Origin of the sequence: Burkholderia arboris (genome assembly GCF_902499125.1) — a bacterium.
GTDB lineage: Bacteria > Pseudomonadota > Gammaproteobacteria > Burkholderiales > Burkholderiaceae > Burkholderia > Burkholderia arboris.
Genome location: NZ_CABVPX010000002.1, coordinates 52,934 through 69,112, shown reverse-complemented (window position 1 = coordinate 69,112; position 16,179 = coordinate 52,934). Strand labels below are relative to the sequence as shown.

Genomic DNA, 16,179 nt, shown 5'->3' with positions numbered 1-16,179 from the left:
CCTTCTCTGGTTGTCGTCTTCGTCCCGCTCAATAGGCGACCGTTTCGGCCCGCCCACCCCGAATCACTTCGATGCCGCCGCCGCCCGGATGCCGCGTGACCACCCGCGGCGCCGGGCTCGTCGCGCTCTTCGACAGATCGCCCAGCATCACGCCGGCGGCTGCAAGCGCCGACGGGGTCTTGTCGTCGCCGGCACGAACCGCGACGGTCTGCGCCGCGACATCGTCGTCGCGCGGGTTACGCAGCGCGAGCACGAGCCGGCCGCTCTGCTCGGCGAGCGTCAGCGCGTCAACCTGTGCGGTCGGCACGGCCAGCACTGCGGTCCGCATCCCGACCACCGAGCCGTTCGAGCTGTCCCGCTCGGTCGTGGCATCGCCGAACGACAGCACGCGAACCTTCGACATCAGCAGCCGTGCCTGCGTATTCGCGATCTCGGCCGTCGACGTTCCGCCGATCGCCACGCCGGTCCCGTCGCGCTTCAGGTTCAGGAACACGTCGACATAGTTGCCGGGCCGCACGCGGTTGCCGACCGCGTTGGTCTCGTCGACCTTGATCGCGACGGCGCGCTCGCCCGGGGCGATCTGCTCGGCAAGCCCGGACGACAATGCGCTGGCGACGACGGCCGCCTGCGCGGGAATGTCGGCTGCCGGAATGCGGCCGACCAGTTGCAGCGGATCGGCAAACGCCCCTTGCGGCGCGGCGGCCGACTGCTGCACCTTCAGCGCATCGGCCGGGATCGGCTGGCCGGCCTGCAACGGCCGTGTCGCCACGACGACCGGTACGCTTTGCGTCGCGACCGTCGCCGCAACCGGCGCGACGTCGGCCGGCTTGCGGCCGAGCATCCATGCATAGACGCCGAGCAGGACCGCGATCGCGATCAGCAAGCCGGCAATGATCTTGGTCAGGTTGTTGGCCATGGTGTTGTTATGTTTCCCCGCTACTCACGATTGAATTCTCCGCGCAACCTTGCCGGCCGGGCGCCCTCCACCCGGCACGACGCGATCGCTGCCGTTTATATGATGTTGACCGGGCTGATCTGCACCATCGCGGTTCCGGTGAGTGTCGACGGCACCGGCAACAGCGCACCGAGCAGCGGGAACGACGGGATCAGCGGGTTCTGCGAATATGGGTAGGTCAGCGTGATCTGCACGCACAGCATCGTCGTGTCGTACGAACAGCTGCCTTGCTGCGTCGGCGTGCACGTCGATCCTTTCAGCCACGTGGTCAGGTTCGTTGCGGCCGTGCAGGCGGCCTGGGCCCGCGCCGCAAGCGCGGCCTGCTGTGCCGCCTGCACCGATGCGGCCGCTCCGACCTGCTGATAGTTCAGCGCGGCGCGCGCGCCCTCCGTTGCCGCCAGCGTCAGGTTTTGCTGCGCGGCGAAGATCATCCCGTACGTGACGATCGCGTACAGGATCAGGAAGAACACCGGCAGCATCAGTGCAAATTCGATGGCCGTCGCGCCACGCTCGCGACGCCGCCAGCCCGACACGGGACGAACGGCCGTCATTGCATCCCCCCGGTAGCGATCCGGTACAGGCACCACAGTGCTGCCGGAATCACGAGAAACGCGGCATACGGCGACGCCCGGAACCCGGCGATCTCCATCGTCGGAGCATGCCGCTGCCACAACGCGGATACCGGCGTACGGGTGGCGAAGACCAGCGTACCGGCATGCGCGAATGCAAGCAGGCTCGCCACGATCCAGAGCCACAGCAGCGCATGCGGGCCGCACCACGCGCCCAATACCGCGAATACCTTGACATCTGCGGCGCCCATGACGCGCAGCACGAAAAACGGAAAAAGGCTGACAAAGCCGATCAGTACGCCAATGAGCGCCTGATTCACGGAAATGCCGAATGGATTATGTCCGGAGAGCAGAAATGCAGATACGAATCCACCGATCACCAGTGAATTCGGTATACGCCTATGACGGATGTCCTCGAGCGCGACAAGCACCGCCCACGCGAGGAAAACCCCGACGCCAGTTAGCAGGATCATTTACGCCCCGAGCGGCAAAACTTACCGCGCGGATTGCCGAAGCAATCCGCGCCCCTAACAACAGGGAGTGAGCAAAAGCCCGTTCGTTATGCCTTCGGCAGCTGGTTCGCGATGTAGGAGAACGCCCCCGAGATACCGCCCGTCAACGTGCCAACGGCAGTGACGAGGGCAACGGCGACCAGCCCGGCGATGAGTCCGTACTCGACTGCGGTAACCCCGTTTTCTTCTTTAAGGAAACGCTTGATGATTGCTTTCATTTTATTCCTCGTGCCTGTATTTACGTTTTTTGGCCTTTTATACGTATACGTCCCCGCATATCCGGCCCTTGCCCCGAGCCGTTCGCTACATCTGCTGTAACGACAGTCGGGTGCGCTTTCTTTATAGGTCGCCCCGAAGGGCATGGCTCACAATTTGATGCAAGTTAACATTCGCGATAGTGACCCTCCTCGAACGTTGTGTACCGAACCGTACATTTCCTTACATCTGCTCCGGATTCTATATCCGATCCTATTTAAGTTCCAACCTCTTTAGCGACTCTGTCGGAAAAAAATCTTCAGGAGCACAACGTATTTGTACGGCGTTTCGGTACGACTTACACATAGGATTTACGATAGGTTAGATGTGCACGCCTAATCCACCAGTAAAACAATTGCCTCGTCCACCAAGCCTGCATGGGCCCCACGTTACGCCGCACGCGTAACGCCAATGTTGTGACGTTACGTTACGAAACGGCCGAAACCGTTCTCATTCGTCTGCACTTAAACAGATTCAACAATCTTTCAATTTCCATAACTTCCTTTTCCGACAAGGAATTGCCTCGTTTAAAACCTGTTGTCGAACCGTCGGGCATCGGAATGGCACGACTGTTGCAGAGTAGTCCTCGCACCACTCAACACAACGCAGTTCACAACACATCTTTAATGCGAGGACAAAATGGACATTAAGGTTATCCCTCATGGCGTGTTCCGGACGACTCTGATCGCGGCCACCGTTGCAGCCATGCTTTCCCTCTCCGCGTGCGGCGGTTCCGGCTCCATCAGCCAAGGTCTCGGCGGCGGCTCGAGCTCGGGCGGCGGCGATTCGATCTCCACGTCGGGCGGCAACTCGTCCGGCACGAGCGGTACCTCGGGGACGAGCGGCACGTCGGGCACCAGCGGCACCTCGGGTACGAGCGGTACCTCCGGCACCTCGGGCACGAGCGGCACCTCCGGCACCTCCGGCACCAGCGGTACCTCCGGCACGAGCGGTACGTCCGGCACCTCGGGTGTGTCGTCGAACCCAGTGGGAAATGTCCTCGCAAACAGCAGCAATATCGTCACGGGTGTCGGCAGCACCGTCTCGGGTCTCGGCTCCGTCATCGGCAGCCAGAGCCTGCCTGGCGTCAACCCGGCCACCACGCAAGCCGCCGGCGGCATCGTGCAGAACGTGGGCGGCGCCGTCACCGCGCTGGGCAACGGTCTCGGCAACGGTCTCGGCCAGCTTGGCGCAACGAAGGATCCGCTCGGCACCACGCTCGCCAGCACGGGCGGCGTGGTCAATCAGCTGGGCGGCGCAGTTACGCAAACGGGCAACCTGGTCACGAGCCTCGGCAGCGGCCCGCTGTCGCCGCTCGCCCCGGTCACGGGTGCCGTCGGCGGCCTCGTGTCGACGCTCGGCGGCGCCGTCGCGAACGGCGGCAACACGCTCACCAACGCACTGTCGACCGGCCCGATCCAGCAAGTCACGCAAACCGTCAGCTCGGCCATCACGCCGATCACGACGATGGTCGGCCAGACGACCCAGACGATCGGCTCGGCGACCGGCCTCGGCGCGCCGGTCAACACGCTGCTCGGCACGATCGGCAACGGTCTGAACCAGGCCGGCGCGCTGCTCGCATCGACGGGCGGCAACCCGGTCACCACGGGCCTCGGCAACACCGTCTCGTCGACGGGCAACACCGTGAAGGCCGTCGGCGGCCTGCTCACCGGTGGCACCGGCGGCGTGACCAACCCGCTCGCCCCGCTCACGGGCCTCGTCTCCACGGTCACGGGCGCACTCGGCGGCGCAACGGGTGGCGGCAGCGGCCCGCTCGCACCAGTCACCGGCCTCGTCTCGACCGTGACCGGCGCACTCGGCGGCGCGGCAGGCGGCAGCGGCGGCCCGCTTGCCCCGGTCACGGGCCTCGTCTCGACGGTTACCGGCGCACTCGGCGGTGCAGCAGGCGGCAGCGGCGGCCCGCTCGCCCCGGTCACGGGCCTCGTCTCGACGGTCACTGGTGCACTCGGCGGCGCGGCAGGCGGCAGCGGCGGCCCGCTCGCTCCGGTCACGGGCCTCGTCTCGACGGTCACCGGCGCACTCGGCGGCGCAACGGGCGGCACGAGCGGCGGTCCGCTCGCACCGGTCACGGGCCTCCTCGGCGCAGTCACGGGCGCACTCGGTGGCGCAGGCGGCGGCAGCCCGCTCGCCCCGGTGACGAACGCGGTATCCACGGTCACGAGCGCGGTCGGCGCACCCGCACTGAGCGGCGGCACGGGCGCCGTCACGAACGCGGGCTCGTCGTCGAATCCGCTCGCGCCTGTCACGTCGCTGATCGGCGGCCTGCTCGGCGGCACGCACGGCAAGTAATCCGGTATCCATTCATCGACAAGACAGCGAGGAGTCCATCATGTCCCAGCAACGTTCAATCACGACGGTCGCCCTGCGCCAGTGGCGCGTGCCCCTCACCGCCTTCGCCGCAGCCTGCCTGCTGGCCGCCTGCGGCGGTGGCGGCGTGAGCTCGCCGCCGGCCAGCAGCAACAACAACAATCCGAGCACGAGCGGTACGCCCAGCACGAGCGGCACCAGCGGCTCGCCGACCGGCACCAAGGGTGTCGTCAGCACGGTCGGCCAGACGGCCACCGACCTCGGCAGCACGGTCGGCAACATCAGCCTGCCCGGCCTCGGCGACGGCGTGACGAAGGGCGTCGGCAGCACGCTCTCCAGCACCGGCACGATCGTCGGCGCGGCGGCCGATGCCGTCAGCAACGGGCTGGGACAGATCGGCTCGACGAAGGATCCGGTCGGCACGACGGTTGCCGGTCTCGGCAACGTGGTCGGCGCGACGAGCAACACGGTGTCCGGCCTGAGCTCGACGGTCAAGGCGCTGGGTACGGGCCCGCTCGCCCCGCTCGCACCGGTCACGACCCCGGTCGGCACCGTGCTCGATACGGTTGCCAACGGCCTGACGGCCGCCGGTACGACGATCGGTTCCACGCTGTCGTCCGGTGCCGTGCAGCAGGTCACGCAACCGATCAGCTCGGCGATCACGCCGCTCGTGATCACCGCCGGCCAGGTCACCCAGCAGGTCGGCACGACGACCGGCCTCGGCCAACCCGTCTCGGGCCTGCTCGGCCAGATCGGCGGCGCGATCAGCTCGGCCGGCAAGCAGGTCGGCGGCACGTCGAGCCAGCCGCTCGTCGGCGACGTCGGTCAGCTCGTGACCGCGGTCGGCAACACCGTGACCAACGCGGGTGGCCTCGTCAACCCGAACGGCCCGAACGGTGCCGCGCCGATCCCCGGCCTGATCACGAGCCTCGTCGGCGGCTCGACGGCGACCGTCCAGAACGGCACGTCGTCGGGTTCCGGCTCGACGAACCCGCTCGGCGGCCTGCTGTCGGGTCTGGGTTCCACGCCGCTCGGCTCGCTCACGGGCGCCCTCGGCGGTGCAACGGGCGGCTCGGGCAGCGGCCCGCTCGCACCGGTCACGGGCCTCGTCTCGACGGTCACGGGTGCACTGAGCGGCGCGGCAGGCGGCAACGGCGGCCCGCTCGCCCCCGTCACGAATCTCGTGTCGACGGTCACGGGCACGCTGGGTGGCGCAACGGGTGGCGCAGGCAGTGCAAACCCTCTCGCGCCGGTCACCGGATTGCTGAATACTGTCACCGGAGCAGTGGGCGGTGCATCCGGGGGCTCGAGCCCGCTCGCGCCGGTCACGTCGCTGGTCGGCAGCGTCACGGGTACCGCATCGTCGGGCGGCGGTTCGACGGGCCTGCTGGCACCGGTAACGGGGTTGCTGGGTACGCTGGGTAGCGTTGGCAAGTAAGGAGGACGGTCGCACTATCGCAGCCGGAGCGGATGGCGCGGCCGTACACACACAACCGGCATGGCGGCACGCGGCGCGCGACACCTGGGTGTCGCGCGCCGGCATTACAAAGAAGACACAAAAGCAAGGCCTACGAGGAAGAACAATGAAATCCAGACTCGACAGATGGATGATGCTGCTCGTCATCGCGGCGGCAGGCACGGCACAGGCACAAACGCGCGTCGGCGGTAACCCGCTCGACTCCCTTCCCCAGATCAACGCACCGAAGACAGGCCCGAACGTCACCGTACAGGTCGCACCGCAAGCGCCGCAGTTGCAGGAGCTGCTGTCGCGTCACCTGACGCCGAAGACGTTCCAGGTCGAAGGCGTGAAGTCGATTCCGTTCGAGGAAATCACGCGCCGCTTCACGCCCCTCGTCGGCAAGGACATCACGATCGGCGAACTGATCGAAACCGCCAACGGCGTGACGAAGCTGTACCAGGAGCGCGGCTTCGCGCTGTCGTTCGCGTTCGTTCCCGCGCAGACGTTCGAGAACGGCGTCGTGCGCATCACGGTTGTCGAAGGCTACGTGTCGGATGTGAAGGTCACCGGCAAGCCCGGCGCGATGGAATCGAAGATTCGTGCGATTGCCGCGCATATCACGGCCGACCGCCCGCTGCGCCGCGCGACGTTCGAGCGCTACGTGAACACGTTCGGCCTGCTGCCCGGCCTCACGGTGAAGGCGAATGTCCCGCCGCCGCAAACCACCGACGGCGCCACGACGCTCGATCTTGCGGTCGACCGCAAGCCGTTCAACGTCAGCACCGGGATCGACTTCAACCACCCGGGCGTCCAGGGCCTCATCACCGCGACCGAAAACGGCCTCACGTCGTTCGGCGAGCAGTTGAGCATCTCCGCGCTCGCGCCGCCGGGACGCGACAAGCAGACCTACTTCGCGTTCAGCGGCGCGGTGCCCGTCGGCAGCAACGGCCTGATCACGCGCCTCGATGCCAGTACGTATCGCGGCAAGCCGACCAACAACCCGGGGTTGCCGTCATCTGTCGAGCGTACCGTGAAGAACGAGAAGCTCGGTCTTTCGGCATCCTACCCAATACTGCTGAACAACCAACGCAGCTTGCTCGGCACGGTATCGGGCTACGCAGCGCATAACGAAGACCGCTATCAAAGCCAGATCAACGGCAATACGCTCGACAACCGGTCTCAAGTCCGCGTGCTGCAACTGCAACTCGACTACACCAGTGTCGAACCGAAGCAGGTGCGAAAACTGAGCGTCAACGTGGCCAAGGCGTTCGACATCCTCGGTGCCTCGAAATCACAGACCGGCCTGGTTAACGGCGTGGGGGTCACGTATGCCGATCCGACTTCGCTGACCTTCGTCCGCACCGGCGCGACTGTCACGCAAACCAACGAATGGCCGTTCCGGATCGGCACGTCGGTTTCGCTGACCGGCCAATACAGCCCCGACTCGCTGCCGACGTCCGAACAGATCTCATTCGGCTCGACGCGCTACGCGCTCGGCTATCAGCCTGGCGAAGCGTCGGGTGACTCTGGCTGGGGGATGTCGCTGGAGGTCAACCGCGGCTTCACGCCGGGCTGGACGTATCTGAAATCGATCACGCCGTACGTCGCGTACGACATGGCGCGCGTATACCTGCACTCGGGTACGCCGTCACCGAACCGCATGTCGTCGGTCGGCATCGGTGTGCGGTTTTCCGACAGCCGCTTCTACAGTCTCGACCTGAACGTCGCGAAGCCGATCGGCGATGCGCCGGTCGAAAGCGCATCGCGCAGCCCACGCATCAACGCCGCATTCTCGTATCAGCTCAACTGATCGGTCACCCGACAGCCCGCGCCACGCGGGCTGTTTCGATTAGAGTCCCCTCTATCAAACGTGGCGCGCGGTTTCACGTATTCTGGCGAAGCTCGCAACATGCCCGCCCCATGCAGACGGTCGTGCGGGCGAATCGAACACGACATGCAAAACAAGGAGGATGACAATGATTCAACTGACCCGCCCGTTGCGTGCAATCGCCATCGCCGGCGCCCTGCTCGCGTGCGCAGCCCCCACGTTCGCACAAGCCGACAATCCCATCGGCATGTGGCAGACGATCGACGACAACACCCACCAGCCGAAGGCACTCGTGCAGATCGCGGAAGACGGCGACGGCGCGCTGACGGGCAAGGTCGTCAAGGGCCTCGGCGCGAACGATACGCCCGATCGCCGCTGCACCGCCTGCACGGACGAGCGCAAGGATCAGCTCATCAAGGGCATGACGATCATCAAGGCGATGAAGAAGGAAGGCGACCACTGGGACGGCGGCAACATTCTCGACCCGGAAAACGGCAAGGTCTACAAGTGCAAGATGACGCTTGAAGACGGCGGCCAGAAGCTCGTGGTGCGCGGTTATATCGGCGTATCGCTGCTCGGCCGCTCGCAGACCTGGGTTCGCCAGCAATAACGCAGCACGCGCCGACTCGCGCGGCTCAATGAAAAAATCGGCCTGCGACGAAGTCGTCAGGCCGATTTTCTTTGGGTGCGGACACAACGGAAACCGATCAGCATCACGCCGCATGCTTCAGCGAATCGGGCGGATAGTCGCCGGTGGAGCGATACGCGGGTGCCGCGTTGCTACGCGCCTCTGCCGCCTTCGATTGCGCGTGCTTGCGCATCCGCGCGGACAATTCGTTGCACAGATTCATGCCGGCATCGCCATAAAGCGCACGCATCACATTCATCAGCGTGCCCGTCTCGTGCCAGACCTTGAAGCGGCGATGGCATGTCTGATACGACGGGTAACGGCGCGGTATGGCCGACCATGTTGCGCCGCTGTAGATCACCCAGAGCACGCCGTTCAGCACGCCCCGCGTATTGGCTAACGGACGGCCGCGCAACTCGGTGCGCGGCTGCATTTCGGGCAGAAGCGGCGCAACGCAGCGCCACTCGTGGTCGGTCAGATCGCGATACGGTGTCATGGACATCTCCAGCCTTAGTAACCATGACACAACGATATCGGCTCACCTCAACGATGAATATAAGACAAATCCGAAAATACCCCGAGATTGCGTGAATTTGACCGGAATTGACGTTTGAATCCCGTCAATTGCCAGAAAGCGCAATCAGGTCAGCGACGTATCGACGATGCGACGCGGCGTTTCGATATATTCCTTCGACTGCATCTCGACGATGCGCGACACCGTGCGCGCGAATTCGTTGGCCATCGGGCCCTCGATGTACAACTGCTCCGCCGGCACCGCCGCGGACATCAGCAGCTTGACCTTGTGGTCGTACAGCACGTCGATGAGCCACGTGAAGCGGCGCGCCTCGGACGCCATCCGCGGCGACATCTGCGGCACCTCGGACAACACGATCGCGTGGAAACGGCTCGCCAGTTCGAGATAGTCGTTCTGCGAACGCGGGCCGCCGCACAGCGTTGCGAAGTCGAACCAGACCACGCCGTCCGCCTTGCGCAGCGCCTTCAGCTCGCGCTTCTCGATATGCAGGATCGGGCTTTCGTCCGGCACCGCGGCGAGCTTGCCGAACGCGTGACGCAGTTCGCGATCCGCATCCGCGCCGAGCGGCGTGTGATACATCTTCACCTGCGCGAGCGTGCGCTGGCGATAATCGACGCCCGCGTCGACGTTCAGCACGTCGAGCCGGTCCTTGATCAGCGCGATCGCCGGCAGCATGCGGTCGCGATGCAGGCCGTCCGGGTACAGGTCGTCGGGATCGTAGTTGGACGTCATCACGAACTGCACGCCGTTGTTGAACAGGCGGTCGAGCAGACGGTACAGGATCATCGCGTCCGCAATGTCCGACACGTGGAATTCGTCGAAGCAGATCAGGCGGTAGCGCTTCGCGATGCGCCGCGCGAGTTCGTCGAGCGGATCGGCCTGCCCTTTCAGTTCCTCGAGTTCGCGGTGCACTTCACGCATGAACTCGTGGAAATGCAGGCGCGTCTTGCGCTGCACGGGCACCACTGCGTAGAAGCTGTCCATCAGGAAGCTCTTGCCGCGGCCGACCCCGCCCCACATGTACACGCCGCGCGGGAGATCCGGATGATTGATGAGCTTCTTGAACGCGTTCGAGCGGCGCGCCTTGTATTCGACCCATTCGTCGAAACAGCGCTGCAGGCGATCGACGGCCGCACGCTGAGCGGGATCGGATTGATAGCCGCGCGTGGTCAGTTCGCGCGCGTAGTATTCGGTGACGTTCATCGGGCAAACCAGAAAGAACGAAGGCGAGCGGGAAACCCCGCCCGCCTTCGTCATGAGACGGCTGCGCCGGCCGATGGCCGGCAGGCGCTAGTCCGTGCTCAGCTGTTCAGCGAGCGCTTGTCGACGGCGAGCGCCGCTTCGCGCATCACTTCCGACATCGACGGGTGCGGATGGCAGATGCGGGCGATGTCTTCCGACGCCGCCTTGAATTCCATCGCCACCACGGCTTCCGCGATCAGGTCCGACGCGTTCGCGGCGATCACGTGCACGCCGAGCAGTTCGTCGGTCTTCGCATCGGCGATCATCTTCACGAAGCCGTCCGGTGCGTTCATGCCGAGCGCGCGGCCGTTGATCGAGAACGGGAACTTGCCCGTCTTGATCTCGCGGCCTTCCGCCTTCAGCTGCTGCTCCGTCTTGCCGACCCATGCGATTTCCGGGTACGTGTAGATCACCCACGGAATGCAGTTGTAGTCGATGTGCGGCTTCTGGCCGTCGATCACTTCAGCGACCAGCACGCCTTCGTCTTCCGCCTTGTGCGCGAGCATCGGGCCACGCACCACGTCGCCGATCGCGTACACGTTCGGCACCGCCGTACGGCAGTGGTCGTCGACGTCGATGAAGCCGCGCTCGTTCGCCTTCAGGCCGATTGCCTCGAGACCGAGGTTGTCGGTGTTCGGCACGCGGCCGACCGACACGATCAGGCGGTCGGCGTCGAGCGTCTGCGCGTTGCCGTCCTTGTCCGTGTAGGCGATCGACACACCGTTCGCGGTCGCCTTCACTTCGCCGATCTTCACGCCGAGATTGATGTCGAGGCCCTGCTTCTTGAACAGCTTGGCAGCTTCCTTCGCGAGCGCTTCGTCCGCTGCGCCGAGGAATGCCGGCAGCGCCTCGAGCACCGTCACTTCGGCACCGAGGCGGCGCCACACCGAGCCGAGCTCGAGGCCGATCACGCCTGCGCCGATCACGGCGAGCTTCTTCGGCACCGAGTCGAACGTCAGCGCACCTTCGTTGTCCGACACGATCTTGTTGTCGACCGGGACGCCCGGCAGGTGACGCGCCTTCGAACCCGTCGCGATGATCACGTTCTTCGCGGTGACGACTTCGGTTTCACCTTCGCCGCTCACTTCGATCTGCACGCCGGCATCGGTCTTGCCGGTGAACTTGCCATGGCCCTTCAGCCAGGTGATCTTGTTCTTCTTGAACAGGAACTCGATCCCGCTCGTCATCTTCTCGACGATCGCATCCTTGCGGCCGAGCATCTTCGCGACGTCGATCTTCACGCCGTCGACCGTGATGCCGTGGTCGGCCAGGTGATGCGACGTGTTCTCGAACTCTTCCGACGATGCGAGCAGCGCCTTCGACGGAATGCAGCCGACGTTCAGGCACGTGCCGCCGAGCTTCAGCGCGCCGGCCGGGTTCTTCCACTTCTCGATACAGGCAACGGTCTTGCCGAGCTGCGCGGCGCGGATCGCGGCGATGTAGCCGCCGGGGCCGGCACCGATCACGACGACGTCAAATTCCTTGGACATGACAATCCTTTCTACTTGTACGTCCGCAGGTTCGCGCGCGTGCGCGAACCTGCGGAACGGGTCAATGCAGTGAGACTCGGCTTACAGGTCGAGCAGCAGACGTGCCGGATCTTCCAGCGCATCCTTCATCGCGACGAGCGACAGCACGGCTTCGCGGCCGTCGATGATGCGGTGGTCGTACGACAGCGCGAGGTAGTTGATCGGGCGGATCACGATCTGGCCGTTCTCGACAACCGGGCGCTCCTTCGTCGCGTGCACGCCGAGGATGGCCGACTGCGGCGGGTTGATGATCGGGGTCGACAGCATCGAGCCGAACACGCCGCCGTTCGAGATCGAGAACGTACCGCCCGTCATTTCCTCGATCGACAGCTTCCCGTCCTTCGCCTTCTGGCCGAATTCGGCGATCTTCTTTTCGATCTCGGCGAGGCTCAGCTGATCCGCGTTGCGCAGGATCGGCACGACGAGGCCGCGCGGCGAGCCGACAGCGATACCGATGTCGAAGTAGCCGTGGTAGACGATGTCGTTACCGTCGATCGACGCGTTCACGAGCGGGAACTTCTTCAGCGCGTGCACGGCCGCCTTCACGAAGAACGACATGAAGCCGAGCTTCACGCCGTGTTCCTTCTCGAACTTGTCCTTGTACTTCGAGCGCAGGTCCATGACCGGCTGCATGTTGACTTCGTTGAACGTCGTCAGGATCGCGTTGGTCTGCTGCGATTCGAGCAGACGCTCGGCGATACGCGCACGCAGACGCGACATCGGCACGCGCTGTTCCGGACGATCGTTCAGCCAGGTCGTTGCCGACGCGGGCACCTTCACTTCCGGCAGCGACGGCTTCGCGGCAGCGGCCTTGGCCGGTGCGGCGGCCGGAGCGGCCTTCGGTGCGCTGCCTGCGGACAGTGCGTCGCCCTTCGTGACTCGGCCGTCGCGGCCCGAACCTGCGACGTCGCCCGCCGACAGGCCCTTCTCGGCCAGCAGCTTCGAGGCAGCCGGCGATGCGGTTGCCGACGATGCCGTTGCGGCGGCCGGCTGTGCGGCCGGTGCGGCGGCAGCAGGCGCTGCGGCCGGCTTGACTTCGGCGGCGCCAGCCGCTGCTTCGGCAGCACCTGCCTTCGCTTCGGTGTCGATCGTCGCGATCAGCTGATCGGCAACCACGGTGTCACCGTCGTTCTGCAGCACTTGCGCGAGCACGCCCGCTGCCGGTGCCGGCACTTCGAGCACGACCTTGTCGGTCTCGAGTTCGATCAGGATTTCGTCCTGCGCGACTGCTTCGCCCGGCTTCTTCTTCCACTGCAGCATGGTCGCTTCCGAAACCGACTCCGAAAGCTGGGGGACTTTGACTTCTACGATAGCCATGTGATTTTCCTGGATGCTTAATCTGGGTAATGACGAGGTTCGTGCGATTCCTTCGGCCGGTGCGGCGCGCCACGCGCCCGGCAGGCCAAAAGAGACGGGAAAGCGCCGCGCGCCTTCCCGTTTCGCTTCCGTCGGTTATTTCGCGATCGATCCGCTCTTCAGGCGGCCGAAAGCACCTTCGATCAGGGCCTTCTGCTGCTCGTAGTGCTTCGCGTAGTAGCCAACCGCCGGCGAGGCCGAAGCCGGACGGCCGCTGTATGCCAGCTTCTGCCCTTCCTTCATGCCTTCCTTCAGATGGTGCTCGACGTAGAACCAGGGGCCCTGGTTCTGCGGCTCGTCCTGCACCCAGACCACTTCAGTCGCGTTCTCGTACTTCTTCATTTCGGCTTCGAACTGCTTGTGCGCGAACGGATACAGCTGCTCGATACGGATGATCGCGACGTCGTTCGCCTTCGCTTCGCGGCGATGCGCGACGAGGTCGTAATACACGCGGCCCGAGCAGGCCAGCACGCGCTTGACCTTCTTCGCGTCGATGCCGCCGTCGGTTTCGCCCAGCACCGGCTGGAACGAACCCTTCGCCAGTTCCGACAGATCCGACACCGCTTCCTTGTGACGCAGCAGCGACTTCGGCGTTGCGACGATCAGCGGCTTGCGGAACAGGCGGATCATCTGGCGGCGCAGCAGGTGGAAAATCTGCGCCGGCGTCGTCGGCTGAACGACCTGCATGTTGTGATCTGCACACAGCTGCAGGAAACGCTCGATACGCGTCGACGAGTGTTCCGGACCTTGCCCTTCATAGCCGTGCGGCAGCAGCATCGTGAGACCCGACACGCGGCCCCACTTCACTTCGCCCGACGAGATGAACTGGTCGATCACGACCTGCGCGCCGTTGACGAAGTCGCCGAACTGCGCTTCCCACAGCACGAGCGTGTTCGGCTCGGCGGTCGAGTAACCGTATTCGAAGCCCAGCACCGCCTCTTCCGACAGCACCGAGTCGATCACCGTGAACTTCGCCTGGCCTTCGGCGATGTTCTGCAGCGGCACGTACGTACCGTCGTTCCAGCGCTCGCGGTTCTGGTCGTGCAGCACCGCGTGACGGTGCGTGAACGTGCCGCGGCCCGAGTCCTGGCCCGTCAGGCGCACCGAGTAGCCCGATGCGACGAGCGACGCGAATGCGAGGTGTTCGCCCATGCCCCAGTCGAGCGGCTGGTCGCCGCGCGCCATGTTGCGGCGGTCGTTGATCACGCGCTCGACGAGCGGGTGAACCTTGAAGTTTTCCGGGACCGTCGTGATGCGTTCGCCGAGGCGCTTCAGTTCGGCGAGCGGCACGGCCGTATCGGCTGCATCCGTCCACTTGCGGTTCAGGAACGGAACCCAGTCGACTGCGTACTTGCTCTTGTAGTTCGACAGGACCGGGTCGACCGTGTGGTGACCGTCGTCCATCGCCTTGCGGTACGCCTTCACGTAGTTGTCGGCGTCTTCCGCGGTGATCACGCCCTGCTGCACGAGCTTCTCGGCGTACAGCGCACGGGTGCCCGGGTGCTGCGCGATCTTCTTGTACATCAGCGGCTGCGTGACGGCCGGCGTGTCCTGCTCGTTGTGACCCAGCTTGCGGAAGCAGACGATGTCGATCACGACATCCTTGTGGAACTGCATCCGGTAGTCGATCGCGATCTGGATCGCGAGCACGACAGCTTCAGGATCGTCACCGTTCACGTGCAGCACCGGCGCTTCGATCATCTTGACCACGTCGGTACAGTACAGCGTCGAGCGCGCATCGCGCGGGTCCGACGTCGTGAAGCCGATCTGGTTGTTGATGACGATGTGCAGCGTGCCGTGCGTGCCGTAACCGCGCGTCTGCGCGAGGTTCAGCGTTTCCATCACGACGCCCTGGCCAGCGAAGGCCGCGTCGCCGTGGATCTGCACCGGCAGCACCTGCAGGCCGTCTTCGTCGCCGCGACGGTCCATCCGCGCCTTCGCCGAACCTTCGACCACCGGGTTCACGATTTCGAGGTGCGACGGGTTGAACGCGAGCGACAGGTGGACCGGGCCGCCTTCCGTCGACACGTCCGACGAGAAGCCCTTGTGGTACTTCACGTCACCGGCCGGCAGGTCGTCGACGTGCTTGCCTTCGAATTCGGCGAACAGGTCGGCCGGCATCTTGCCCAGCGTGTTGACCAGCACGTTCAGACGGCCGCGGTGGGCCATGCCGATGATGATTTCCTGCACGCCGCTCTTGCCCGCGTGCTGGACGACTTCGTCCATCGCCGCGATGAAGCTTTCGCCGCCTTCGAGCGAGAAGCGCTTCTGGCCGACGTACTTGGTGTGCAGATAGCGTTCGAGACCTTCCGACGCCGTCAGGCGATTCAGGATGTGCTTCTTCTTGTCGGCCGAGAATGCCGGCGTCGCACGGGTCGACTCCAGGCGCTCCTGCCACCAGCGCTTCTGCTCCGGATCGCTGATGTACATGTACTCGGCGCCGATCGTGCCGCAATACGTGTCGCGCAGACCCTTGACGATGTCACGCAGCGAAGCCTGGTCGAAACCGAAGTACAGGTTGCTTGCGCTGTACGTCTGGTCGAGGTCGCCTTCGGAGAAGTCGTAGAACGCGGGTTCGAGTTCGGGAATGGCGGGACGTTCGCGACGCTTCAGGGGGTCGAGATTGGCCCATTGCGAGCCGAGGAAGCGATAAGCGCTGATGAGCGACTGAACATGGACCTGCTTGCGCGCGGTCGCGAGGTTGCTCGTGCTTTCGCGCGGGATGAAGGCATTGGCCTTCGCACGCTCGGCGAACGATTCGACGATCGGGAAATGAGCGACGTCATTGGCACTCGAGCCGTCCGTTGCAGGCACATTCTGCAGCGCGTCGAAATACTCTCGCCAATTCTCCGGCACCGACGCCGGATTGTTGAGGTATGCATCGTACAGTTCTTCAACGTACGAAGCATTGCCGCCGAACAGATAGGAGTTCAGCTGAAACTGCTTCATTACATCTGACATTTTACGCTCACCTTTCTTCGAG

General features: G+C 64.7%; 13 protein-coding genes. 4 read left to right on the top strand and 9 right to left on the bottom strand.

What is annotated here, in order from left to right; translation table 11 throughout:
* Positions 1–28: 28 nt before the first annotated feature.
* The 4 genes from cpaB to BLA15945_RS02750 form a co-directional block, all read right to left on the bottom strand.
* Positions 29–916, bottom strand: coding sequence for a Flp pilus assembly protein CpaB (gene cpaB, locus BLA15945_RS02765; RefSeq protein ID WP_174991423.1), 888 nt, complete (start codon positions 914–916; stop codon positions 29–31).
* Positions 917–1,011: 95 nt separating this feature from the next.
* Positions 1,012–1,506 (bottom strand): TadE/TadG family type IV pilus assembly protein, encoded by a 495-nt coding sequence (locus BLA15945_RS02760; RefSeq protein ID WP_174991422.1) that lies wholly within the window; start codon positions 1,504–1,506, stop codon positions 1,012–1,014.
* Positions 1,503–1,997 (bottom strand): A24 family peptidase, encoded by a 495-nt coding sequence (locus BLA15945_RS02755; protein ID WP_059234647.1) that lies wholly within the window; start codon positions 1,995–1,997, stop codon positions 1,503–1,505. The genes BLA15945_RS02760 and BLA15945_RS02755 overlap by 4 nt, the downstream gene beginning before the upstream one ends.
* 86 nt (positions 1,998–2,083) lie before the next feature.
* Positions 2,084–2,254 (bottom strand): Flp family type IVb pilin, encoded by a 171-nt coding sequence (locus BLA15945_RS02750; RefSeq protein ID WP_059234649.1) that lies wholly within the window; start codon positions 2,252–2,254, stop codon positions 2,084–2,086.
* Between the two features lie 676 nt (positions 2,255–2,930).
* On the opposite strand from BLA15945_RS02750, the gene BLA15945_RS02745 reads away from it, so the two are divergent.
* From BLA15945_RS02745 to BLA15945_RS02730, 4 genes are all read left to right on the top strand, one after another.
* Positions 2,931–4,601, top strand: a complete 1,671-nt coding sequence (locus BLA15945_RS02745) for a collagen-like triple helix repeat-containing protein (protein WP_174991421.1) — start codon at positions 2,931–2,933, stop codon at positions 4,599–4,601.
* Positions 4,602–4,641: 40 nt separating this feature from the next.
* Positions 4,642–6,057, top strand: coding sequence for a collagen-like triple helix repeat-containing protein (locus tag BLA15945_RS02740; protein WP_059234653.1), 1,416 nt, complete (start codon positions 4,642–4,644; stop codon positions 6,055–6,057).
* Between the two features lie 145 nt (positions 6,058–6,202).
* Positions 6,203–7,888, top strand: a complete 1,686-nt coding sequence (locus tag BLA15945_RS02735; RefSeq protein WP_059234656.1) for a ShlB/FhaC/HecB family hemolysin secretion/activation protein — start codon at positions 6,203–6,205, stop codon at positions 7,886–7,888.
* 166 nt (positions 7,889–8,054) lie between these two features.
* Positions 8,055–8,516 (top strand): DUF2147 domain-containing protein, encoded by a 462-nt coding sequence (locus BLA15945_RS02730; protein WP_059234658.1) that lies wholly within the window; start codon positions 8,055–8,057, stop codon positions 8,514–8,516.
* Positions 8,517–8,619: 103 nt separating this feature from the next.
* On the opposite strand, the gene BLA15945_RS02725 is transcribed toward BLA15945_RS02730, so the two are convergent.
* The 5 genes from BLA15945_RS02725 to BLA15945_RS02705 all read right to left on the bottom strand — a co-directional run bounded on the left by BLA15945_RS02725 (position 8,620) and on the right by BLA15945_RS02705 (position 16,157).
* Positions 8,620–9,030 carry a transposase gene (locus BLA15945_RS02725; protein ID WP_174991420.1) on the bottom strand — a complete coding sequence of 137 codons (411 nt, stop codon included), beginning with the start codon at positions 9,028–9,030 and terminating at the stop codon, positions 8,620–8,622.
* A gap of 144 nt (positions 9,031–9,174) precedes the next feature.
* The gene (zapE, locus tag BLA15945_RS02720; RefSeq protein WP_059234662.1) at positions 9,175–10,272 is read right to left on the bottom strand and encodes a cell division protein ZapE; all 1,098 of its coding nucleotides are present in this window, start codon (positions 10,270–10,272) and stop codon (positions 9,175–9,177) included.
* A 98-nt stretch (positions 10,273–10,370) separates the two neighbouring features.
* Complete coding sequence (gene lpdA, locus BLA15945_RS02715; protein WP_059234664.1) at positions 10,371–11,801, bottom strand: dihydrolipoyl dehydrogenase; 1,431 nt, start codon at positions 11,799–11,801, stop codon at positions 10,371–10,373.
* An 81-nt stretch (positions 11,802–11,882) separates the two neighbouring features.
* Positions 11,883–13,157, bottom strand: a complete 1,275-nt coding sequence (gene odhB, locus BLA15945_RS02710) for a 2-oxoglutarate dehydrogenase complex dihydrolipoyllysine-residue succinyltransferase (protein ID WP_059234666.1) — start codon at positions 13,155–13,157, stop codon at positions 11,883–11,885.
* A gap of 135 nt (positions 13,158–13,292) precedes the next feature.
* Positions 13,293–16,157: a 2-oxoglutarate dehydrogenase E1 component gene (locus BLA15945_RS02705; RefSeq protein WP_174991419.1), complete on the bottom strand. Its 2,865-nt coding sequence runs from the start codon at positions 16,155–16,157 to the stop codon at positions 13,293–13,295.
* Positions 16,158–16,179 lie beyond the last annotated feature (22 nt).

Excerpts from the sequence above, each read along its gene's own strand:
- zapE (WP_059234662.1), bottom strand. The coding sequence starts at position 10,272 with ATGAACGTCACCGAATACTACGCGCGCGAACTGACCACGCGCGGCTAT.
- lpdA (WP_059234664.1), bottom strand. The coding sequence starts at position 11,801 with ATGTCCAAGGAATTTGACGTCGTCGTGATCGGTGCCGGCCCCGGCGGC.
- BLA15945_RS02735 (WP_059234656.1), top strand. The coding sequence starts at position 6,203 with ATGAAATCCAGACTCGACAGATGGATGATGCTGCTCGTCATCGCGGCG.
- odhB (WP_059234666.1), bottom strand. The coding sequence starts at position 13,157 with ATGGCTATCGTAGAAGTCAAAGTCCCCCAGCTTTCGGAGTCGGTTTCG.
- BLA15945_RS02705 (WP_174991419.1), bottom strand. The coding sequence starts at position 16,157 with ATGTCAGATGTAATGAAGCAGTTTCAGCTGAACTCCTATCTGTTCGGC.
- BLA15945_RS02760 (WP_174991422.1), bottom strand. The coding sequence starts at position 1,506 with ATGACGGCCGTTCGTCCCGTGTCGGGCTGGCGGCGTCGCGAGCGTGGC.
- BLA15945_RS02740 (WP_059234653.1), top strand. The coding sequence starts at position 4,642 with ATGTCCCAGCAACGTTCAATCACGACGGTCGCCCTGCGCCAGTGGCGC.
- cpaB (WP_174991423.1), bottom strand. The coding sequence starts at position 916 with ATGGCCAACAACCTGACCAAGATCATTGCCGGCTTGCTGATCGCGATC.
- BLA15945_RS02725 (WP_174991420.1), bottom strand. The coding sequence starts at position 9,030 with ATGACACCGTATCGCGATCTGACCGACCACGAGTGGCGCTGCGTTGCG.
- BLA15945_RS02730 (WP_059234658.1), top strand. The coding sequence starts at position 8,055 with ATGATTCAACTGACCCGCCCGTTGCGTGCAATCGCCATCGCCGGCGCC.
- BLA15945_RS02750 (WP_059234649.1), bottom strand. The coding sequence starts at position 2,254 with ATGAAAGCAATCATCAAGCGTTTCCTTAAAGAAGAAAACGGGGTTACC.
- BLA15945_RS02745 (WP_174991421.1), top strand. The coding sequence starts at position 2,931 with ATGGACATTAAGGTTATCCCTCATGGCGTGTTCCGGACGACTCTGATC.
- BLA15945_RS02755 (WP_059234647.1), bottom strand. The coding sequence starts at position 1,997 with ATGATCCTGCTAACTGGCGTCGGGGTTTTCCTCGCGTGGGCGGTGCTT.